Genomic DNA, 22,420 nt, shown 5'->3' on the forward strand with positions numbered 1-22,420 from the left:
GTCCTCCAAGCAACACTGCTGTAATGAGGAAATCATCAACTTTGGCGTAACCCATCGTCAATAGGGTGGACCCAAATAATTGATAGTCTCATCAGTAATGGCAGACTCATCGCGGCGGTTGTTACACTCGCCGTATGCCGACGTCAGCCCCGCCCAAGAACCGCTTCGAGCGACGCCGAGCCGAGACCCGCCAGGCGCTCGTCCGCGCGGCCCGGCAGATCCTCGCGGAGACCGGCGACACCAGCGCCAGCATCCAGGCCATCGCCGAGCGCGCGGACGTCGGATTCGGCTCCTTCTACAACCACTTCGAGTCGAAGACGGAGCTGTTCGACGCCGCGGTGACAGACGCCCTGGACGAGTTCGGGCAGGTCATAGACGAGCGCGTACAAGGGATCGACGACCCGGCCGAACTCGTCGCCGCGGGCTTCCGGCTCACCGCCCGCATGGCCGACTCCCACCCCGAACTCATGCGGATCCTGCGTGACCGCGGTCTGGCCTACATCCACTCCGACCGCGGACTCGCCCCGCGAGCCCTGCGCGACCTGGAGAACGGCATCGCCTCGGGCCGCTTCACCTGCCGCAACGCGACAACCGCCCTGTCCGCCTTGGGCGGCACTCTGATGTCCCTCGTGGCACTGCGGCTGGCCCGCCCCGATCTCGACGGGGACGAGGCCGCCTCCGACCTGGCCGAGATGGTCCTGCGCATGCTCGGCGTCCCTCCGGACGACGCCCACCAGGTGACCCGGCGGCCGCTGCCCGGACACGGCTGAGCCAGAGGAGGCCGGCCGAGGCCTCGCCGTCCACCAGGGCGGCGTAACGTCGTGGGTGTGGACTTCACCGCGGACAGTCTCCTGTCCCGTGCCGCGCATGAACTCAGCCCGCGAGCGGACGACCTGATCCACGACGTGAAGCGATGCCTGCGGCGCGAGGTCCCCGACCTGTGGGATGAACCGGACATCGCACAGATGACGGCGGAGAACGTCGCCGAGCACGTCGTCGCCCTGCTTTTCGGCATCGAGCGCGGAATCGAGCCAAGGCGGATCGATCCGCCGGCCGCCGACGCGGAGCGCGCGCGTCGGCTGGCCCAGCGCGGGAAGCCGGTCACATCGATGCTGCGCGCCTTCCGGCTCGCGCAGGGCCTTGTCCTCGACCGGCTGCTCGAAGAGCTGTCACGGCTCACCAGCGATGCCGAACCGGTCAGCGCGGCGACACGCAAGCTGATCACACTGGCGACCGAGTACATGGACCGCACATCGGAGACGGGCGTCCTGGCCTTCCAGGACGAGCGGGATCGCCAGGTGCAGTGGCGGCTGTCAGTGGTGAACGAGGCGAGCGTACGCGTCGGGACGACCCTGGACATCGCCCGCACCGCCCAGGAGTTGGCGGACCTGGCCACCGAGCGCTTCGCCGACGCCGTCACCGTCGACCTCCTCGAGACGTCTTCCGGCGACGAGCCCCCAGCGACGGACACACCCGTGGTCCGCCGGGTCGCCCAGCAGTCGGTGACCGCCGGTCACCCGGAGACGGACTGCCTGGAAGCGATCTACGGGGAGCCGCCGGTTCCACCGCAGCAGCTACACAGGTATACGGACGGAGCACCACCGGCTCGCGCCCTGGTGACCGGCCGGCCCTCACGGCATCGCCTCGGCGCGTTCGCGTCCATGCTGGTGGTACCGCTGTGCGCCCGCGGCACCACCCTGGGTGTGGCTCAGTTCTTCCGTCACCACAAGCCCGACGCGTACGGGGACGAGGACCTGCTCCTGGCCCAGGAGATCGCGGCCAGGGCGGCGGTGGCCATCGACAACGCCCGCCGGTACACGCATGTGCGCGCCACCGCTCTCACCCTCCAGCGCAGTCTGCTCCCGCGCAGTACACCCGTGCAGTCCGCCGTGGAGGTCGCCTGCCGCTACCTGCCGGCCGCCGCCCAGCTCGGCGTGGGCGGCGACTGGTACGACGTCATCCCGCTCTCCGGTGCCCGGGTCGCACTCGTGGTGGGCGACGTGGTCGGCCACGGCATCCACGCCGCCGCCACCATGGGCCGCCTGCGGACCGCCGTTCGCACCCTGGCCGACATCGACCTGCCGCCCGACGAGCTCCTCACCCACCTGGACGACGTCGTCATCCGCCTGTCCGCCGAAGTCTCTGCCCAGACGGACGCCGAATCCGCGGGGGACATCGGCGCCACCTGCCTGTATGCCGTCTACGATCCCGTCTCCAGCCGGTGCGTCCTCGCCCGCGCGGGCCACGTGCTGCCTGCCGTGGTGAACGGGAACGGCACCGTCGACATTCTCGACCTGCCAGCGGGCCCGCCGCTCGGCCTGGGCGGTCTGCCGTTCGAAGCGGCAGAGATCGACCTGCCCGAAGGCAGCCTCCTCGCCCTCTACACCGACGGCCTGATCGAAGCCCGCGACCACGACATCGAGACGGGCCTCACCCTGCTCCGCCAGGCCCTCGCCCAGCCCGCTCCCTCCCTGGAATCCGCCTGCGACACCGTCCTCGAAACCCTGCTGCCGGCTCGCCCGGACGACGACGTCGCCCTGCTCCTGGCCCGCACCCACGCCCTCGGGAGCCGCCAGGTCGCCAGCTGGGACGTGGAGGCCGACCCCGCCGCCGTCTCGCGAGCCAGGGCGAACGTCTCCCAGCAGCTGACCACCTGGGGGCTCGATGAACTCGACTTCACCACCGAACTGGTCGTCAGCGAACTCGTCACCAACGCCATCCGCTACGGCCGACCCCCCATCCAGCTGCGTCTCATCCACGACCGCACCCTCCTCTGCGAGGTCTCCGACGACAGCAGCACCACCCCGCACCAGCGCCGCGCCCGGGGCTACGACGAGGGCGGCCGCGGCCTGCTTCTGGTCTCCCAAGTCACCGAGCACTGGGGCACACGTCACGCCCGGCACGGCAAGACGGTCTGGGCGGAGTGCGCCCTGGGCGCGCCGGAGCTCTTCTCGGACGCGGCAGCGCTGGACGTGGAGGGTGTTCCCGGAGTCGTATGAGCACCATCTCGACATCGCAGGCCTCGCCCTGCCCGGCTTCACCTGCCCAGGAGTCCGTGTGCGCCAGACTCGGACACCAGGAAACAGTGGGCGCCGGTACTCCCTCTAGCACCGGCGCCCACTCACCCCTGCCCGGGGTGGTCTTGATCTACTTTCTGTTCAGTTGTCAGGGGACGAGGATGAGGCGGATCGGGTCGCCGATCTTGTTCTCCAGCCGGTTGACCGCGTCGGCGGCCTCGGCGAGCGGGATGTGGTCGGTGATGGACGGGGCCAGGTCGAGACGACCGACCTCGGCCAGCCGGACCAGCTCGGTGACGGACTCGGGAGTGCCGCCGTAGTGGCCGCGCACCTGCTTGCCCAGATAGTTGAAGGTCAGGCCCTCGCTGATGGTGATCGGCCTGGGGCTGATACCGACCAGGATGAGCACTCCGTTCAGGCCGAGCACGGTGGCTGCCTGCTCACGGACCGCCGGCACGCCGGCGCAGTCGAAGGCGAAGTCGAGGCCTCGTCCGCCGGTGGCCGCGCGGACCTGGTCGGCGAAGTCGGAGGCGGCCGGGTCCAGGGCGAAATCCGCACCGAAGGCCAGGGCACGCTCCCGAGCTCCGGGCAGCGGGTCGACGGCGATGATCGGCGCTGCGCCCGCCAGGCGGGCGACGCGGACGTTGTGGGCGCCGACACCGCCCACACCCCAGATTCCGACGGACTGTGCGGGGCGCACCCCCGCGGTGGCGACGACGGCGGCGTAGGGGGTGGAGACCGCGTCGGGGATGATCGCGGCCTGGTCGAAGGGAAGGTTGTCGGGGATGGGGATGAGGGTGTCCTCGCGGGCGACGGTGTACTGGGCCCAGCCGCCGTCGTAATCGATACCGGCGGTGAGCATCTGGGTGCAGGGGCGGCGACGTACGCAGCCGGCGCACTGGCCGCAGGTCTTGCCGGCCTCCAGGGTGACGCGGGTACCGACGGTCAGGCCGCGCTTGAGGTCGGGGCCGAGAGCGTGGATCACACCGGCCATCTCGTGGCCCACGGTGACCGTGTCGGAGGTGGCGAACAACGGGACGAGGGAGCCGTCGAGGAGGTGGACGTCCGAGAGACAGACGCCTGCGGCCTTGACCTCGATGAGGACCTCGCCCGGGCCGGGCACGGGGACGGGGACCTCTTCCACGGCGAACTTCTTGCTGTCCAGGTGGAAGCGTCCGGCGAGCATGGTGTCCATGGTGCTCTGCTTTCTGTGAGCGGCACTCCGGCGGTTCGGGCCGACGGGTGCCGTGTGGTGCCTCGCGGGTGGGTGGTGGCCGGGAGGGGTGCGGGGTGTCAGGACCGCCGCACCCTCCCGGCGTCTGAGGGTCAGGCGAAGACGTCCTGCTGGTAGCGCTCGTCGGCTTCGAGCTGGACGAGCCACTGCTGGGCGGCCTCGTCGTCGCTGCCGGTGTGCTTGCGGTAGATGGCGGCGAGCGCCTCGCGCACGGCGGGTGCCATGCGACGACCGTCGCCGCAGACGTAGATGTACGCGCCGTCCTGGATGGCCTGCCACACGATGTCGGCGGTGCCCGCGATGGCGTCCTGGACGAACCGGGCCGGGTGTCCGGTCACCGCGGAGAAGGCGGTGTGCACCTGGGCGATCCCGGTCTGCTCCCAGTCCTGCATCTCCTGCCGGTAGAAGTAGTCGTGCTCCGGGTGGCGGCAGCCGACGAAGACCTGGGACAGACCTACCTGGGTGCCGTTCGCATGCTGGTGGGCACGCTCCTCCAGGAAGCCGCGGAGCGGGGCGATGCCGGTGCCGGGGCCGATGAGGATCAGCGGCGTGGCGGGATCGATCGGCGGGGCGAAGGTCGGGGAGGGCACGCGCACGTAGCCGTAGAAGACGTCCCCGGGATTGAGGCCCGCGATGTAGGAGGAGCAGGTGCCGCGGTACCGGCCGTCGCCGGACAGGGCCGGCCCTTCCAGCAGACCGACGGTCAGCCGCACGTGCCGGGGATTGGCCAGCGGGGCGGAGGAGATGGAGTAGAACCGCGGACGGATCGGGCCCGTCATCTCCAGGAAGACCCCCAGCGGCAGTTCGACCGCCGGGAAGCGCTCCAGCAGGTTGAGCACGGAGACGCGCTTGCCCAGGACCTCGGTCTGGTACCGCTCCTCGGCCTCGGCGGTGTCGGCCGTGTAGGCCTCCAGCTGCGGCCGGGTCCACGGGCAGTCGGTGTGCTTGGCCAGCGTCTGTATCTGCGAGCGGGTGGCCACGTCCTGCAGCTCCACGAACTCGGTGAACAGCAGGCCCGCTGTGACGGGAGTGCCCACCGGGAGGTGCGTACGGCCGCCGGCGGGCTGGTCCAGACGCAGGACCTGGTCGCGGTCGACGCCGAGTCGCGCGAGGACTCGGGCGACCAGCTGCGGCTCGTTCTTGGCGAAGACGGCCAGGTGGTTGCCGGTGTCGTAGGTGACACCGTCGGGGAGTTCGATGGTGATCGACTTCGCGGCCGGGCGCGGCGGCTCGATGCTGAAGTCCCACAGCCCGGTCGCGTCGCTGACCAGTTCCTCGTTGGCCACGACCGTGAGGGGGTAGGCCTGCTCGGAGACGATCGCGGGGCGCACGTCAGCTTCGGTGAGCAGCTGCACCTCGAAGCGCGGCCCGGTGGTTTCGGAGGTGTCGGCGGCGTACTCCTCGGCCAGGGTGGTCCAGAGGGTGTCCATCCAGCGGGTGGCCATGCCGTCGAAGTCACCGGCGGCGTCCGCGATGCCGCGCTCGATGACGCGGGTGGCGCCGGCGGCCAGCAGGCCCGCCTCGATCCGCTTGGGGAAGCCCTGGTAGGTGGCCACCCACTGGGTGTTGCCGGCACCCAGCAGCGCGAACCGCACGTTGGACAGCGAGCCCTCCGGGAGTCCGGCGGCGAGCAGGTCGTCGAAACGCTGCGCGTTGTCCGGAGCCTTGCCGTTGTAGCTGGAGGCCACGACGACGAGCAGGCCCTCGGTGGGCAGGTTGTCACCCAGCTCGTCCAGGCCGACCAGGGTGGTGCCGAATCCGGAGCGCTCACCGCGGTCGGCGATGGTGCGCGCCAGGTCCTCGCACGAGCCCAGGCTGGAGCCGTAGGCGACGGTCAGGTTCACCCCGACACCGCTGACCGCGGCCTGCGCCCGCGTGTCGTCGGTCTGCAGGTCCACTGCGCCGAACACGGTCCGCTCGTGCTCCTGACGGGCCCGCACGGTCAGTTCGAAGCCGCCGGGCTTGCGCGTCAGCGCCTCCTTGACGTCCATCTTGTAGTCGTCGGGGTCGGCGAACTTGAACTTCTGCAGCACCAGCGCGAGGGCAAGACGGGCCTCGGTGAGCGCGAACTGCCGGCCGATGCAGGCACGCACGCCGTTGCCGAACGGCTTGTAGGCGTGCGGGTGGTGGTTGACCCGGTTCTCCGGCAGCCACCGGTTGATGTCGAACTCCTCCGGCCGCTCCCACGCCTTGGGGTGGGTGTGCAGCGGACCTTCAAGGATGTTGACCCGTGCTCCCTTCTTCAGCCCGTAGCAGCCGCCGATGATGGTGTCCTCCAGCGGGGACTTGCCGATCATCGGGATGGGAGCCCACAGGCGCAGGGTCTCCTCCAGGATCCGCGGGATCACATCCATCGGCATGATCGTGTCGTAGTCCGGGACCGTGTCGCCCGGCAGCAGCCGGTCCACCTCGGCGTAGGCCTGGGCCAGGATGTGCGGGTTGCGCATCAGCGAGTACGTGGCGAACGACAGCAGACCGCTGGTGGTCTCGTGACCGGCGATCAGGAACGTCAGCACCTGGTCACGGACGTTGTCGTCCTCCAGCCCCTTGCCGGTCTCCGGGTCGGTGGCCTCCAGCATCAGGCCCAGCAGGTCATCCTCACCGGTGCCCTTCCCGTCACGGCGCTCCTTGATCACGTTCTCGACCAGGTCCCGCATCAGCCGGATGTTCTCGCGGTACTTCCTGTCATCGGCCTTGCGCATCTTGGTCATCATCGGCAGCTCCTGCGAGCGCCGCAGCGATTCGACCAGCGCCTGCAGCAGCGCGTTGAGGAAGGGGTGCAGATCCTCCTTGGCGAAGGAGTCGAACCGGTAACCGAACCCCGTCAGGGCGATGGTGTCCAGGGTCAGCCGGGTGTAGTCGTCGGTGATGTTGACCGGCCGGCCCTCCTTGCGCTCCCACTTGCCCACCAGGTTCTGGGCGATCTCCAGCATCTGCCCGAAGTAGCCCTTCATCGCCCGCTGGCTGAAGGCCGGGAGGAGGACTCGGTGCGCCATGCCCCATTCCTCTTCGTGCTGGTGGGCCGTGAACAGGGCGGCTCCCGCGTAGTCCCGGACATGGGCCAGCGGCGTCTTGTCGATCTGCTTGAAGAACCGCGTCTCGTCACAGACCTCGGCCACCAGGTCCGGGTCCCAGACGAAGACCTGCTCGATGCCGGCGATCTCCATGCCGTAGAGCCCCTCGGGGAACTGCTTGGACAGCCTGCCGAAGTACTCCACCGGGTTGGTGCTGGGGATCTGCGGCGTGTGGCCGAAGAGCGGGACCCCCCGCGGAGACCGGATGGGCCGCAGGTCGGTCTCGGGCTGTGTGGTCATGACTGGCTCCTTCAAGGGGAAAGGCGGGCAGGGCGCCATTCGGCGTCGCGGGGCGCCGGTACGGCAGCACCCGATTTCCATACGCCGTATGGCTTCAGTGATACCATACGACGTATGGAACTTCAATCGGCGGGCCTGGGGCCGAGAATCAGAAATGTCCGCCCCCCAGGGGCGGCGTCGCTCGCGCAGCCGGGTCGCGTCAGGTTCAGGCGCCCGCGGCGGCGCCTCTATGTCGCGCTCGCTCGCCCGGCGTCAGTCCGCGAGATCGGGCAAGGCGGGTGCGTCAGGGCGCCGTGGCCACCCAGTCCGGGACTGTCCGCGCGGCTGGAGGGGCGGGGAGCTGAAAACGGTGCCACTGCCCCCCGCGTCGGCGAAGCCTGGTACCGTACACCGTATGGCGACTGAACGGAAGCCCTCTCGGGGCACGAGAAAGAGGGACGTACCGCTCACCAAGGACGGCATCCACGCCATGGCGTTGCAGCTCATCGACGCCGACGGGGTCGAGGCGCTCACCATGCGCAAACTCGCGACCGCGCTCGATGCGAACCCCATGTCGCTGTACCACCACGTGCCGAACAAGGACGCCGTGCTGCGCGGCGTGGCCCGCCGGGTCGGTTCGCAGTTCAGCGCGGAGGACCGGGGAGACATCCCCTGGCAGGACCGACTGCGTGAACTGGCTCGGGACTTCCGTGAACTGTCGCACCGTCACCCGAAACTGATGGGGTATTCCTTCACGCGCCCCGACTACGTGCAGCCGGAGGACCCCTTCTGGCAGGCACTGGTCGACATCCTGGCCACCGCGGAACTGCCCGAGGAGGAGATTCCGCGCGTCGCCGCGACCCTGGTCGGTGTGTTCACAGGTTTGCTGCTCAGCGAACTGAACGGGGCGCTGCAGCGGTGGACCACTCTGCCGCCGGCACCGTCGGGCCCCGACGAGGGAGAAGCGGCCCCGCCCTCCAAAGACGTGATCGACACCATGTTCGACTCCACGCTGGACGCCGCGGTCGCCGGAGTGGAGAACCATGTCGCACGAGCCCGCGAGAGGGTGTGACGGAAGCCGGACGGCTCCGGTGGAGCGGTGAGCGGTCCGGCAGCGGCTCGCCCCTCGGTGTCAGCGGCACCGAGGCCGGCCCCAGTGGGCGAACCCGAGGGCGGCCACTTCGCTACGCAGTCCAGTGCGCCTCCAAGGCCGCAGCGACCTCGGCCGGCTTCTGTACTGCCGTCCAGTGGTTGCAGTCCAGCTCGACGACCCGCGACGCCCGCACGGCTCCGCCGAGCTTTCCGGCGAACTCGACCGGACAGGCGGGGTCGAGCGTGCCCCAGAAGACCAGGCACGGCGCGGACACGTTCGCCAGTTCCGGCTCCCACTGCGCACCCACCGTCTCGGCGGAACGGTACAGCTTGAGGATGCTGTCCCTCATGGTCCCGTCCACGCGCAGAACCATGTCCCCGGCCACCTCGGCCGGGACATCGAAGTGCTCCATCAGATCCTTGGCGAAGGACGCCGGGTGGAGTTCGTCCATGAACCGGTCGCCCTCGACCGGGTCCTGCCAGATCTTGGCCAGCGGATGCCAGACGTAGTCGGCACTGACCGGAGCGCTACTGCCGGCCCACGTACGAACGAGGTCGGGCCGCAGGGAAGCGACACGCGCGGTGAGGACGCAGCCCCAGTCATGGCCGACCAGGTCCACCGGCTCGCCCACCCGCTCCAGCCGTTCGATGAGCCAATCGGCGTACTCCTCTTTGGTGGAGCCGAAGCCGCGCGGCCGGGGCGTGCCGAAGCCGGGCAGATCCCAGGCCTCGACGTCGCTCCGGATCAGGTGTCGGCGCACGCCGTCCCACACACGGTGGGTGTCGGGGACGCCGTGGACCAGAATGGCGGGCATGACTGAACTCCCTTGTCACTGAAGAAAAACAGCATGTCTTGGCTTTGGTCCTCACTGCTCTTTCAGGTCGAAACCGGCCGCCAGGTCCGAGACGGGATTCTCCGGGGGCTCTCCTTCGCAGCGTGCGGCCGGTGGTCGGAGTTGACGGGGGATACGTCCGGAGGCGCGCGGGGAGCTCTGCGGGGGCCGGCCGTCGCGTCCACCGGCGGGATCGGCCGTGAGCCGGCTTTCCATGCCGCTGATGATCGTGTCCAGCACCAGGCGGAACATCCGGTCCTCGCCAAAACCCTCGTTCGTCGGGCCGCCCTCGCCGGAGGCGGGCGTGGCGGGCTGGAGGTTCGACCACCGGTGGAGCGCGCCGTTGAGCTCGGCGATCAACACGCCGATGACGACGGCGCACACGAGGGCGGCGAGCTGCGGGATATCCGACTGCGGAACCCCTGCGGCGTCCAGCACGGCGGTGAGCGCGACCCAGAAGGGATCTTCGGGCTGGATGAAGTCCGGCTGGCTGAACGAGTAGGCCATGAGGTTGGGATGGCGGTGTGCCAACGCCCGGAAATCCGTGGCAAGCAGGCGCATGCGCTCCTGCCAGGGGGCGTCCTCCAGTGTCACGGTGCGGAACCGGGCGCCGACCATGCTCGCCACGCCACGCACCAATGCCTCCTTGTTCGGCACGTGGTGGTACAGCGACATGGGGTTCGCGTCCAGCGCGGCTGCGAGTTTGCGCATGGTGAGCGCCTCGACCCCGTCGGCGTCGATGAGCCGCAGGGCGGAGGCGCAGATCCCTGCCTCGGTCAGAGGCACATCCCTCTTCCGAGTACCTCTGGGGGTACGCTTCGCTCTTTCCATACGGTGTATGTTATCAAGCCGTAGGCCGGCGAGGGGGGCTCGCCGGCCGTGGTGGCGGTCACTCCTGCGGCCCGATGTACGGGCACCCGAACGGGCGGGACGGGCCGTGATTCCCGTCCCTTGAGGTCGCCTGCGGTCCGTGGTCGGGCGGGCCGAGGCTGCGGCGCACGAGGAGGCACCCAACCCATCCGGGAAGGCCTCTCCCAGGACGCGAGAGCCGCAGACTTCGATGGGCTCGGTATCCGTCACCGCAAAGGCGAGTCGGCGGTGGGTGTCAGCACGGACTCGGCGACGCCGACGATCTGACTGATGTCGAAGCCCTCCATGTCCGCACGGAATTCGGGGCTGGAGAGGTACGCCTCCAGCCGCTCCTGAACGTCGTCGGCGTCGCGGTAGGAAACGAGGGCGTACAGCTGGGGCGCCTCACTCCCGGCGGCCGAAGGCACCGTCCAGACACCATGTGTGGCGATCCTGTGCTTGGCCATACCGGGAATGTGCTTGGCCCAGATGTTCTCGTAAGCGACGAGCGCCTCAGGGCCGCGCAGCGTGTAGACACGAAGCTGGTACTGGGACATGAATACTCTTTCCTTCTCTTCTGCCGCTGGGACAAAGGTCCCCAGCGGCACGGCGGTTGGGAGGCTTCTCTCAGCCTTTCGCGAACAGGTTTGCCAGTTCGGGCTCCCAGTCGATGTGCCCGGACTCGGTACCCCGTGGCACCAGCGCCTCCGTGTCCTCCAGGAAGGTCCTGACGTCCCGCACGGGCACCTCGAGCAGGGCGGTGCCCGCCGAAGACCCGAGGACGATGTACATCGCTTGGTCACCAGGGGCGACGCCAGGCCAGACCCGGACGTCCCCGCACCCGGCGGAGCCGGTCAGAGCATCGGCCAGAAGGTCACGCCCCAGAACCCATTCGACCGGCCCGCCGGTGTCGGCGAAGAAGACGGCACGGACGACATAGGGATCAGCGGGCTCGTACCGCAGGCTCATGCGCATGGACAGCGAATAGGTGCGCGAGATGACGAGTTCTACGGCCACCCCCTGCATGACGGTCTTCAAAGACTCCATCGATTTCCACTCCCGCGCGAGCGGGCGTTCAGCGACCGCTGATCTCGTCCGGGCCGTCGCAGTGCCAGCCATGGATCTCGTCCCAGGAGTAACCCAGTTCGAGCAGGAAGCCGACACCGTGGTCCCAGCGGTAGTCGCCGACATCGACACTGACGGCCGGACGCTGGACGTGCGCGGATGCGGAAGTCGCGGCCGAAGCCGTACCCCCGGCACCAAGAACAGCGGCACTCGCGACCGCCACGGAGCAAGCGGTGACGGCAACGCGCCTCGTGAGCTTCTTCATGATCTTCCCTTCCCGATGGGTGCGATCTGCACCGGGCGACCGCATCAGGCGATATGCGACACCTGGCATGGCCGGGCAACTTTTCCATACGGCGTACGGAACTACCCTCCCAGGTTTACCATACGTCGTATGGAAATGTCGAGGTGGCAAAAATGGTCCGCACGGCCTGCCCCACGCACGAGATCGGCAGCTCACCTCACGGTCACATCGGTGCGTTTGATCAGTTCCGGGGGGATTGACGATAAAGCCGTCGTATCTGACTATTCCATCAGAAGTGGACAAAGTGGTCCAAGGTCGGCGGACGTCGTGCCGATAGATCGCTGAACCGTCGACGAGGTCCGCGCCATGTCGCCCGCTCAGCGCGGCAGGTCCTCCCGGGGCGATCCTCACCCCCCAGCCAGCGCCGTTCCACCACGGCCACCGATCGGGCCGACGCTGCACCCGCCGACGCTGTCTCACACCCACACCGACGGGAAGAACCGGATGACGAACGCCGACCACACGCCACTCACCGAACCGGTGAGTCCCCGAGAGACGCCCGATGCGGCAATAGCGATGCTCGATGCGGAGGGGACCGTGGTGGGGTGGACGCACGCCGCCGAGCAGCTTGTCGGGTACTCGGCCAGGGAAGTGGTGGGCCGGTCCGCCGCACACGTGCTGCCGCCCGCCGAGAACGCCCCGAGTGCTTCGGCGTTCGCCGAGCAGTGCCATGCCCAGGGTGGCTGGTCCGGCACCGTGACGGTCCGCCACCGCGACGGCCACGCCATCAGAATGACGCTGCGGATCTCGCTGCTGTGGGGTCAGGACGCCGGCACCCGGTGGCTGGTGTCCGTGACGGACATAGGCACCCTGTCCTCGGAGGCATCCAACGGAGCTGTGCGGGAGTCGCTCCTGGCCCACGCACCGATCGGCATCGCCGTCTATGACCCGCAGCTGCGCTGTACCTGGGTCAACGACGCCATGGAGCGCCACGACGGCACTCCTCGCGAGCGACGGTTCGGACGCCGCCTGCGGGACTCACTGCCCGCCGTCGAGGCCGAAGCGCTCGAGGTGGTGATGCGGCAGGTGCTGGAGAGCGGCACCACCATGGTCCACGAGTACCGGGCGTGGTCGTCGACGGACCGGCGCCGGGAGCACGCGTTCTCGGCCTCGTTCTTCTGCCTCCAGGACGCGGACGGCACGGCGCTGGCAGTGTGCTCCATGAGCGTGGACGTCACCGGCAACCGGCGGGCGCGCGAGCGCCTTGCCATCCTCAGCGAAGCCAGCACGCGCATCGGCAGCACCCTCGAGGTCATGCGGACCGGGCAGGAACTGGCCGACCTCGCCGTACCCCTGCTGGCCGACCACGCACTCGTCGATCTGATGGAGTCGGTTCCGTTCGGCGTGGATCCCTCGGCGGGGACCGGCAACGCCAACGGCCGCCCACCTGTGCTGCGCCGTGCCGGGGTGGCCTCCGTCGACCCGAGCATCCTCAAGTTGCCATGGGTGCGCGAAGAGGTGATCCGCCCCTTCCCGACCTCGCTGTTCGCCACCGCCCTGCGCACGGGCAGGTCTTACCTGGAATCGGTGCTGGACACCTATTCAGGGCCCTGGGTCAGTCACGACCCGGTGCGGACGCAGAAGTTCCGCGACACCGGCGTCCACTCTCTGATGGTCGTACCCATCCGGGCGCGGCGCTGTGTGCTGGGACTGGCCGTCTTCGGCCGCTCCGAGGAATCGACGCCTTTCCAGGAGGACGACCTCCTCCTCGCCGAGGAGCTCGTCACCCGGGCCGCGCTCAGCCTGGACAACGCTCTCCAGTACGCCCGTCAACGCACGGCGGCCCTGACGCTCCAACGCGACCTGCTCCCTCACCATGTGGGCGGCGGCGCCGCCCTCGATGTGGCCTCGCGCTACGTGCCGGCCGACTTGGACCACGGGGTGGGGGGTGACTGGTTCGACGTGATCAAGCTGTCCGGCGCCCGGGTGGCCCTCGTTGTCGGAGATGTGGTCGGCCACGGCATCAACGCGGCGGCGACGATGGGCCGACTGCGCACCGCCGTCCGCACGCTCGCGGACATGGAGCTGCCTCCCCACGAACTGCTGGCGCACCTCGACGACACGGTCAGGCGGCTGAGCGAGGAAGACACCGACGCTTCGGACCAGCTCCCCGCGGCGGTTGGCGCCACCTGTCTGTATGCCGTCTACGACCCGGTCACCCGGCGGTGCACGATGGCGCGGGCCGGGCATCCCCCGCCCGCGGTCATCGACCCGCAAGGCCACATCACTTTCCCCGACATGCCCGCCGGGGCCCCGCTCGGCCTCGGCCTCGGTCTGGTCCCCTTCGAGTCCGTGGAACTGGAAATGCCCGAGGGAACTCTGCTCGCGCTCTACACCGATGGGCTGGTCGAGTCCCGCGACGACGACATCGACGTGGGCCTGGATCGCCTGGGCGCCGCCCTGGCCGAGTCCCGTTCGTCGCTGGAAGACCTGTGCTCCCACGTGATCGGCACCTTGCCGACTCAGTCCCCGGCCGACGATGTCACCTTGCTCCTTGCGCGGACCCGCGGACTCGAACCGGCCCAGGTCGCCTCGTGGGAACTGCCGAACGAGCCGGCCGCTCTCCGCATCGCCCGACAGGCGGCCGCCCGTCAGCTCAGCGAATGGGGGCTTGAGCATCTGGTGGCCACCGTGAAGCTGATCGTCAGTGAACTGGTCACCAACGCCATCCGCCACGGCGGCGGCCCGATCCGCCTACGCCTCATCCAGCACCAGGTCCTGACCTGCGAAGTCTCCGACAGCAACACCAGCCACCCACGCCCCCGTCAGCCCCGCGTCTTCGACGAGCAGGGCCGCGGCCTTTTCCTCGTCGCGCAGTTGTCCCGCAGGTGGGGCTCCCGCTCCGCGACGGACGGCAAGGTCGTCTGGGCCGAACAGGACCTGCCCTCCAAAGCCGTTGCGGCGTGACGCGCTGCCGACCGGGCGGCCGACGGCCGCCACAGCATGCCGATCTCTCGAGCGGCAGGCTCTCGCGAAGGAAGTCACGTAATGGACCTAGAGAATGTCGGGAATGCCTGCTCGGCCGGCGCCTCCCAAGGATCGAGGGACGTATGCGGCTCCGGTCCCGGCGGAGGGTTGTACGCCTTCGACGGGCCGGCGGCCGCCGTGCTCGACCATCGAGGCGCGGTGGTGCGGTGGACAGGGGCAGCAGAGGAGCTGACCGGGTTCCGCGCCGAGGAGGTCTGTGGCCGCCTCGTGCGGGAACTGGTGGCCGACCTCCCGGACGACCCGCGCGAGGCGGAGATGCCGGCGTCCGGCCGGGTACGGCTGTGGCATCAATGCGGCGACACCATCGATGTCACCTTCCGGACCACCAAGGTGGGGTGCTCCGGCTCGGAGGAGGTCCTCGTCCTGGCGGCCCCTACACACCACGTCGCCGGCCACGAGCACGGCGCGGCGCTCCTGCGTGCACTGTCCGCACAGAACCGGATCACGATCGCCGTGTACGACACGGATCTGACCACTGTGCAGACGAACGCCACGCCGAACACTCTCGACGGCCGTCCGGTACAACCCGGCGCTCGGCTGAGCGACATGCTGTGCGCCGAGGACGCCGAGGATGCCGAGGGCCTCGAGGCAGTACTGCGCCAGGTACTCGAGACGGGTGCCCCAGTGGTCCGCAGAAGCCAGCAGGTGAGCTGGCGGCACGATCCGGCGCGACAGCACGCGCTGTCGCTCTCCGCCTTCCGTCTGGAGGACGCGCGAGGACGCCCCACGGGGGTCGCGGCCCTGTACCTGGACAACGCCGACCAGATGCGCGCGCGCCGGAATCTGGATCTCGCCCGTGAAGTGGCCGAGCGCGTAGGAAGATCCCTGGATGTCGTGCGTACTGCGCAGGATCTTGCGGAAGTCCTCGCACCCGCGTTCGGGGACCTCGCCGCCGTCGACCTCGCACACTCCGTTTTCGACGGGGACGAACCGTCGAAGCAGCTGGGCGGTGGAGACATGGGCAACGCGGCCCTCGCGTCGGCCGGCGCGGAGTGGCCGGCCGGCATCAAGCGCGGCGAGTCCATCCCACCCCTTCCCGACCACCCCCTGCTGCGCAGCTTCCGCCACGGCGAGCCAGTCGTCTTCGACCTTGACGACTTCATCGCCATGGTCAAAGACCCGCAGCTGATCGAGTATCTCGTCCCGAAGGACACCCATTCGATGATGGTGGCACCGTTGCATGCCCGCGGGCACACGCTCGGCGCCATAACGGCCTGGCGCTGCGGCCGATCCACCCCCTTCACCGAGGACGAGGCGGATCTCATGAAACAGATCGCCTCACGGGGTGCGCTCGCCATCGACAACGCTCGCCGTTACACACGCGAGCACCGGGCGGCCATAGCGCTGCAGCAGCGTCTTCTTCCGCCCGAAACGACCGACACTCCCGCAGCCGAGACCGCCGGCGTCTACCTGCCCGCAGGCGGGGGAGCGGACATCAGCGGCGACTGGTACGACGCCATTGCTCTGCCCTCTCTCCGGGTGGCCCTTGTCGCCGGAGACGTGGTCGGCCACGGCATGCCCGCAAGCGCCACCATGGGCCGCCTGCGCGCTGCCATCCAGACGCTCGCGGACCTGGAACTCGAACCGGACGAGCTGCTCACCCGGCTCGCGGACCTGGTCCAGCGCCTCGCGGCCGAAGCCCCGTCCGGCGACCGCGACATCGTCGGCGGCACGTGCCTGTACGCCGTCTACGACTCGGTCACCAGGCGCTGCGCCATGGCCAGTGCCGGGCACCCGCCCCCCGTCCTGGTCCGGCCGGACGGGACCGCCGAAGCAGTCGGGATCTCCCCGGGGCCACCACTCGCCCTGAGCGGCATGCCGTACGAGACCACCGTGATCGACGTCGAGCCGGGCAGCGTGCTCGCCCTCTACACCGACGGCCTGGTCGAACGGGGCGATCGCGACATCGGCCAAGGCCTGCCACGCCTGACAAAGGCCCTCGCCGTGCACTGCCGTCCGGATCGTGCCCTGGACGAAACCGGCCGAGCTCTCCTCGCCGACCTGGCGGACCAGGCCTCGCGCGACGACGCGGCCCTGCTGCTGGCGCGCACCCGCGCCGTCCCAGCGGCGGACACCGCTCACTGGGAGATCCCGGCCGATCCGGCCGCCGTCTCCAAAGCCCGAGAGTGGATAGCCCGCCAACTCACCGTGTGGGGCCTTGACGACCTCCTCTTCACCACCCAACTCATCGTCAGCGAACTGGTCACCAACGCCATCCGCTACGGCCGTCCGCCGATGGACCTCCGTCTGATTCGCCACCACGTCCTGGTGTGTGAGGTCACCGACTCCAGCAGCACCCAACCCCGCCTGCGGCGTGCCCGCACAACCGAGGAGGGAGGACGTGGCCTGTTCCTCGTCTCTCAACTCGGCGGACGGTGGGGCTGCCGCCATGGCCAGAACGGCAAGACGATCTGGTCCGAGCAAGGCATCCAGGACCCTGACCGTCACGAAATCGATGCTGTTGGTGATCTCTAGGCCGTGAGTCCTTGGCAGAGCCGCTGGAAGTGACCGGGGGGTCGTGGCAGGGAAGCCGGTGTGGTGCCGGGCGGGAAGCATCCGCTGAGTCGGACGATGGTGGTTCCGGCGGCTGAGAGCACGTGCTGGACGTGTGTCTTTGCCAGGCCGCGGTAGCGGCAGTGGCGCAGGCCATGAGCCGTGAAGTTCACCAACAGCATCCGAAATCGCGGTCAGAGCCAAGACATGACCGCCGACATCGATCGGTCTCCAGGCCCCTGGGCGGCGCAGGTCAGTGGCCGGCGCTGATCTGGCCGCTGGTCATTGCACTACGAGATCATGCGCCTTCGGAACCGGCATGACACGTTCGTCCCCTTACCCTCCCGAGCTTCGCGAGCGTGCGGTGCGCATGGTTGTGGAGAACCGCCCGAACGATCCGACCGAGTGGGCGGCGATGAAGGTGGTCGCAGCCAAGGTGTAATCCAGTCTCACCCCACCGACTGGTCATGTGCCAAGGAATCGATGTGCCGTGCGAGGTCATTCAGCCGAGGCGTGGCGTACACCGTCTTGATCGGCAGATGCAGCCCCAGTTCGGCACGGACCTGGGCAACCAGCTTGATGGCCAGCAGCGAATGGCCGCCGAGTTTGAAGAAGTTGTCGTCCGAGCTGATGTGCGGAACGCCCAGGACTTGCGACCAGACCCTCGCGATGAGTTCTTCCATGGGCCCGTCCAGCTGGGTGCTCCCCGGTCGAGTGGCCGCAGGAGAGGGCAGCGGCAGCGCGCCTCGGTCGAGCTTGCCGTTGGCGTTGACCGGGAATGTGCTGACCTGCATGAGGGCCGACGGCACCATGTACGCCGGAAGCCGTTCGGTCAGATGAGCGCGGAGCGCCGGCTCGTCGACCGCGTTCCCCGCACGATAGTAGGCAACGAGCCCGGGCCCGCCGGGGAGGTCATCCCGATACGCCACCGCCACCTCGGTCAGCCCCGGATGACGGGCCATGACCGACTCGATCTCGCTGAGCTCTATCCGGTGACCGCGCAGTTTCACCTGACCGTCGGCACGTCCGAGGTATTCCAGCCGGCCGTCGGGCAGGCCGCGGCACCGGTCTCCCGTCCGGTACATCCGCTGCCCGGGGGCCTCCACGTCGGCGACGAATCGCTCCGCCGTGAGGTCGGGGCGCCCGCGATAGCCACGGCCCACCCTTGAGCCCGTCAAGTAGAGTTCCCCCTCCTCACCGGGGACGACGGGGCGCAGCCGGTCGTCCAGTAGCCGCGCCCGCAGACCGGGCAGGACGGTTCCGATGTGCGGCCCGTGGTCGGACGTGATCCACCCCGCGGTCGCGTCCACCGTGCATTCCGTCGGTCCGTAGAGGTTGACCGCGCGCAGCCGCCCTTCCTCGACCAGTGCGGCGATGCGACTCCACAGCGCCGGATTGATGGCCTCACCGCCGACCAGCAACGTGAGAGCGGGGTCCGTTCGCCCGCCCTCGCATGGGGCCGGTGGGCCGAGGACCTCAAGGAGTGGGCCGAGATGGGAAGGCGTGATGTCCAGGTCGGTGAGGGCGGTCTCGTCGATCAGCCGGGCGAGAAGCGACGGGTCCGCCCGGGTCTCGTCGTCGATCAAAACCAGAGTGTCGCCACGGCACAGACGGACCCACTGCTGGACCGACGCGTCGAAGGAGGGCGAGGCGTTCCACCCGACGCGGCCCACGCCCGGACGAGCGATCCCCAAGTGTTCCAGTTCAGCCAGCAGCCCCGAGGCCGAGCCGCGGGTCACCTCGACACCCTTCGGGCGGCCGGTGGACCCCGAGGTGTAGATAACGTACGCGAGATTCTCCCCCCGGACCGGCACCGGTCGGTAGCTGTCGTCCCCACAAGCCTCCTCGGCCGGCGCGGCAGTGAGCGCGGTGAGCGGCACATGGCGAAGGTCACTGGCTGATGGCGTGCTGGCCTCGGATGCGATGATTACGAGATCCGCCGCGGCGTCCTCCACGAGATCGCGTTGCCGGTCCGTCGGCAGCCTCGGGTCGACCGGCACATACGCGGCGCCGGCGGTCAGTGTGCCGATCAGCGCGACGACCAGATCGGCCCCGCGCGGCAGATTCAGCGCCACCAGGCTCTCCGCCCCCACGCCGCGCTCGGCCAGACGGGTGGCCACCCGGGCCGCGGCGGCACGCAACGCCCCGAAGGTCAGACTCGTGTCGCCGGCTGTTACGGCGATACGGTCGGCGGGCACCTCGCTCAGACGGGCCAGCAGATCCTGAGGCGGTGCCACGGCAGGTGCGGTGTCGTTTCCGTGCACGGCGAAGTTCCTCCGGTCAGTTGTCGAGAGCCGTCGTCGACGGCGCGGTCACGGGGTGGCAGTTGTTGAGCCTGACCGGATCGCCCATGGCCACCACGATCCGGCGGTCTCCTCGAAAGGCCTCCCGGCCGTGTGCGCACAGGATGTTGTCCACGAGGAGGAGGTCGCCCGGCTGCCACTCCTCCCGGACCGTCACCTCGTCGTACACGGCGATGAGCGCCTCGACGTCCTCCCGGCTCAGACGGGACGCGTCTCCGAGGTAGGTGTCGAAGGGGAGGCCGTCCTCGCCGTACGTCTCGACGAGGACGTCGCGGACGTCCTCGTCCAGCGCCCACTGGTTCCAGAAGGCGAAGTGGTTGAACCACACCTTCTCGCCGGTGACGGGGTGGGAGACGACCGCGGACCGGCGCTGCTGTGTGCGCAGTGAGCCGTCGGCCAGCCACTCGTGACCGATCGTGTGGTCGTGGCAGTACGCCTCGACCACCGCCGGGTCCTCGGTGGAGAAGGTCTTCTGCCAGGGCAGGCCGGCGAGTTCGGAGTAGTTGCGCAGAAGCAGCCAGCCGGCGGCTTCGAAACGGGCACGCAGGTGCGCCGGTATCCGGCGCAGCGCCTCACGCATGTCGCCCACGGTCGTCGCGCCGCCCTCTTCGGGGGCGGTGATGCAGCCGAACAGCAGGGTGCCGGGGAAGTCCAGCGTGTAGCTGTTCTCGTTGTGCAACCGGATCGGTTGCATGGCGGGAAGATCGGTGGAGGAAAAGACGCCCTCGCCGAAATCGGTCCGGGGGGTGGCCTTCTCCTTGTAACCCGCAGACTGAGGTATCAGCACATCGCGCAGGCGCGCGAAGTCCGCGGTGTCGCGGACACCCAGCCCGCGCAGCATGAGGGCCCCTGATCGCAGCAACTCCTGTCTGATCTGCGTCCGGTGCGCGGACAGCCAGTCCACCGCTACGGTGATGTCGCGGCAAGGAGGCGTGTGGACGAGGGGCGGTGTCCCCGGCGCCCGGCGGACGTCGAGGTCGGTGGGCGCGACGCTGACGCGTCCTGGCATCGAACTACCTCCTGAGGATGGGCCGGTCGGGTTCACTCGTGCAGGGCGGGGGCGCCGTCGATCAGCGCCTGGACGATCGCGATGAACGCGTGCGGCTGCTGCTGGAAGTAGAAGTGGCCGCCCGGGAGGAATTCCGTCGACGTGGGACCGTCGGTCACCTCGGACCACCGCACGAGTGCCTCGGCCGGCACGATCGGGTCGTCCACGCCGCCGATCGCGAGAACCTGGCAGTGCAGTTGTGCCGTGTCGTCGGGGGACCGGTACCGGTCGTCGATGGCGAAGTCGGCGCGGATCGAGGGGAGGATGATCTCGCGGAGTTCGGGCTCGTTCAGGATGGTGTGATCGGTTCCCCCACGGGCTTCGATCGCGGCGACCAGTTCCTCGTCCGTGAGCATCTCCGCGTGCACAGGACTGGGGTTCGGCAGGAAGGGCGGCCGGCAACTGGAGGCGATCAGGGCACGCGGAGGCCGCCCCTGCCCGGTGAGTGCCCGGGTTATCTCGAAGGCGACGAGGGAACCCATGCTGTGTCCCAGGATCACCAGATCGTCGGTGTCGTCCGGCAGACACTGCAGCACCGGCTCGGCCAGCTCGCCGATGTCGCGCGGCAGAGGCTCGCTGAACCGGGCACCGCGTCCCGGGTACTGGCCGATCAGCAGCCGGACGTTCTCGGACAGCAACTCCCGCCACTGCGCGTAGTTGTGGGCGTTGCCACCGGCGTGGGGGAGCACCAGGAGCGAGCTGCCGTGGCCGGCCGTGCCGCCGTCCACCGCCCAGACCACATCGTCGGGGACGAGCGGAGCATGGTCGTCTCGGATGGTCATGGCGTACTCCTCGTGAGGCTCTCGGGACGCTGATCCGTCCAGTGCCGCGCCACGTACGCGAGACAGGACTCCCTGCCGCTCGGCGGGAGGGCGACGGTCCAACCCGCCGGCACTCCGGCGACGGCGGGCCACAGGGAATGCTGGTTCTCGGCGTTCACGAGCACTGCGAAGGTGCCGTCCGGGTCGTCGAAGGGGTTACTCAACGCGAGTCTCTCCAGTTGCTGTTGGGACCGGGGCGCACGGGCCGGGACCGTCGTCCGGCTCAGCCATCGGACGGTGACACGTCGGGGACGAGCCTGAGACGCCCGTCGCCGCCGGGAGTCGTCGCCGTGGAATCCCGTTCGACGAGGAATTCCGGGCGCGTGGGATTCGTGGGGGCGTTGCCGACCGCGTTGTACGTGATCAGAAGCAGGGCGCGGCGGTCCGCCGACAGATTGTTGGACGAGGAATGGACGATGCTGGGATGGAACGCGTGGAGGGATCCCGCCCGCCCCGTGATCAGGACTTTCCCGTGCTCGCGGGCAAGTGAATCCGCCCTGGCGCCGGTCACCGTGTAGGTGAGGTCGGCCGACACGTGCTGCAGCCAGCCGTTCTTCTCGTCCTCTCCCGTCATCGCGGGCAGATCGAGAAGTCCCAGGGTGTGCGATCCGGGAATGACCACAAGAGGTCCGTTGCCCTCGTGCACATCGTCCAGGGGTACGGCGATGTTGACCGCGTCGGGCCGCGGCATGCCGTCTTCTTCGCGCCAGAAGGCGAAGTCCTGGTGCCATGGCCAGGCGGCACCCTCGTGGGCCTGCTTGAGATTGACCTTGAACTGGTACACGTAGACCGGGCCGCCCAGCAGGGCCTCCGCCAGCGTCACCAGTTGCGGATGCCGTACGAGCGCCGCGCAGATGTCGTCGAAGGCATGGCATCCGTGCACGGCACGGACCGTCTTGCCGTCCTTCTCGTACACGACTTCCGGCCGGCGCCGGCCACAGATGGAGTCGATACGCTCGCGGAGCAGACCGACTGTCTCGTCGTCGAAACGATGAGGTATTTTGCACCAACCATCCCGGTCGTAATCCGATTTCAGATCAGAGATGGCCGGTTCGACTGCAAATGCCATGCTTGTGCACT

17 protein-coding genes are annotated in these 22,420 nt (G+C 69.0%); 5 read left to right on the plus strand and 12 right to left on the minus strand.

The window, feature by feature from the left end; all coding sequences use genetic code 11:
- Positions 1–134: 134 nt before the first annotated feature.
- Positions 135–770, plus strand: coding sequence for a TetR/AcrR family transcriptional regulator (locus tag ACIQTP_RS26270; protein WP_402046448.1), 636 nt, complete (start codon positions 135–137; stop codon positions 768–770).
- 57 nt (positions 771–827) lie between these two features.
- Positions 828–2,999, plus strand: coding sequence for a SpoIIE family protein phosphatase (locus ACIQTP_RS26275; RefSeq protein ID WP_403403806.1), 2,172 nt, complete (start codon positions 828–830; stop codon positions 2,997–2,999).
- Positions 3,000–3,165: 166 nt separating this feature from the next.
- Here ACIQTP_RS26275 and ACIQTP_RS26280 read toward each other — a convergent pair whose 3' ends face one another.
- A complete protein-coding gene (locus ACIQTP_RS26280) occupies positions 3,166–4,212 on the minus strand; it encodes a zinc-binding dehydrogenase (RefSeq protein ID WP_403403809.1) in 1,047 nt (348 codons plus the stop codon).
- Between the two features lie 131 nt (positions 4,213–4,343).
- Entirely contained in the window at positions 4,344–7,565 is a 3,222-nt protein-coding gene (locus tag ACIQTP_RS26285) for a cytochrome P450 (protein WP_403403812.1), read from the minus strand.
- Positions 7,566–7,959: 394 nt separating this feature from the next.
- Between ACIQTP_RS26285 and ACIQTP_RS26290 the strand changes: the two genes are divergently transcribed.
- Complete coding sequence (locus tag ACIQTP_RS26290) at positions 7,960–8,616, plus strand: TetR/AcrR family transcriptional regulator (protein ID WP_403403815.1); 657 nt, start codon at positions 7,960–7,962, stop codon at positions 8,614–8,616.
- 112 nt (positions 8,617–8,728) lie between these two features.
- On the opposite strand, the gene ACIQTP_RS26295 is transcribed toward ACIQTP_RS26290, so the two are convergent.
- The 5 genes from ACIQTP_RS26295 to ACIQTP_RS26315 all read right to left on the minus strand — a co-directional run bounded on the left by ACIQTP_RS26295 (position 8,729) and on the right by ACIQTP_RS26315 (position 11,648).
- Complete coding sequence (locus tag ACIQTP_RS26295; RefSeq protein ID WP_403403818.1) at positions 8,729–9,451, minus strand: alpha/beta fold hydrolase; 723 nt, start codon at positions 9,449–9,451, stop codon at positions 8,729–8,731.
- 51 nt (positions 9,452–9,502) lie between these two features.
- On the minus strand, positions 9,503–10,255 hold the full coding sequence (locus ACIQTP_RS26300) for a TetR/AcrR family transcriptional regulator (RefSeq protein ID WP_402046467.1): 753 nt from the start codon (positions 10,253–10,255) through the stop codon (positions 9,503–9,505).
- Positions 10,256–10,545: 290 nt separating this feature from the next.
- Positions 10,546–10,875 (minus strand): NIPSNAP family protein, encoded by a 330-nt coding sequence (locus ACIQTP_RS26305; RefSeq protein WP_403403821.1) that lies wholly within the window; start codon positions 10,873–10,875, stop codon positions 10,546–10,548.
- A gap of 70 nt (positions 10,876–10,945) precedes the next feature.
- Positions 10,946–11,365, minus strand: coding sequence for an SsgA family sporulation/cell division regulator (locus tag ACIQTP_RS26310; RefSeq protein ID WP_403403824.1), 420 nt, complete (start codon positions 11,363–11,365; stop codon positions 10,946–10,948).
- A 28-nt stretch (positions 11,366–11,393) separates the two neighbouring features.
- Complete coding sequence (locus tag ACIQTP_RS26315; protein ID WP_403403827.1) at positions 11,394–11,648, minus strand: hypothetical protein; 255 nt, start codon at positions 11,646–11,648, stop codon at positions 11,394–11,396.
- 483 nt (positions 11,649–12,131) lie between these two features.
- Between ACIQTP_RS26315 and ACIQTP_RS26320 the strand changes: the two genes are divergently transcribed.
- A complete protein-coding gene (locus ACIQTP_RS26320; RefSeq protein ID WP_403403829.1) occupies positions 12,132–14,594 on the plus strand; it encodes a SpoIIE family protein phosphatase in 2,463 nt (820 codons plus the stop codon).
- A gap of 81 nt (positions 14,595–14,675) precedes the next feature.
- Positions 14,676–17,150, plus strand: a complete 2,475-nt coding sequence (locus ACIQTP_RS26325; RefSeq protein WP_403403832.1) for a SpoIIE family protein phosphatase — start codon at positions 14,676–14,678, stop codon at positions 17,148–17,150.
- Between the two features lie 467 nt (positions 17,151–17,617).
- Here ACIQTP_RS26325 and ACIQTP_RS26330 read toward each other — a convergent pair whose 3' ends face one another.
- The 5 genes from ACIQTP_RS26330 to ACIQTP_RS26350 are packed head-to-tail and all read right to left on the minus strand — an operon-like array spanning position 17,618 to position 22,409.
- Positions 17,618–19,432, minus strand: a complete 1,815-nt coding sequence (locus ACIQTP_RS26330) for an amino acid adenylation domain-containing protein (RefSeq protein WP_403403835.1) — start codon at positions 19,430–19,432, stop codon at positions 17,618–17,620.
- Positions 19,433–19,448: 16 nt separating this feature from the next.
- Positions 19,449–20,480: a TauD/TfdA family dioxygenase gene (locus ACIQTP_RS26335; RefSeq protein ID WP_403403837.1), complete on the minus strand. Its 1,032-nt coding sequence runs from the start codon at positions 20,478–20,480 to the stop codon at positions 19,449–19,451.
- Positions 20,481–20,512: 32 nt separating this feature from the next.
- Entirely contained in the window at positions 20,513–21,301 is a 789-nt protein-coding gene (locus tag ACIQTP_RS26340; RefSeq protein ID WP_403403840.1) for a thioesterase II family protein, read from the minus strand.
- Positions 21,298–21,504: an MbtH family protein gene (locus tag ACIQTP_RS26345; RefSeq protein WP_403403843.1), complete on the minus strand. Its 207-nt coding sequence runs from the start codon at positions 21,502–21,504 to the stop codon at positions 21,298–21,300. The genes ACIQTP_RS26340 and ACIQTP_RS26345 overlap by 4 nt, the downstream gene beginning before the upstream one ends.
- 59 nt (positions 21,505–21,563) lie before the next feature.
- Complete coding sequence (locus ACIQTP_RS26350) at positions 21,564–22,409, minus strand: phytanoyl-CoA dioxygenase family protein (protein WP_403403846.1); 846 nt, start codon at positions 22,407–22,409, stop codon at positions 21,564–21,566.
- Positions 22,410–22,420 lie beyond the last annotated feature (11 nt).

The sequence above is a fragment of the Streptomyces sp. NPDC090798 genome (genome assembly GCF_044768965.1).
GTDB lineage: Bacteria > Actinomycetota > Actinomycetes > Streptomycetales > Streptomycetaceae > Streptomyces.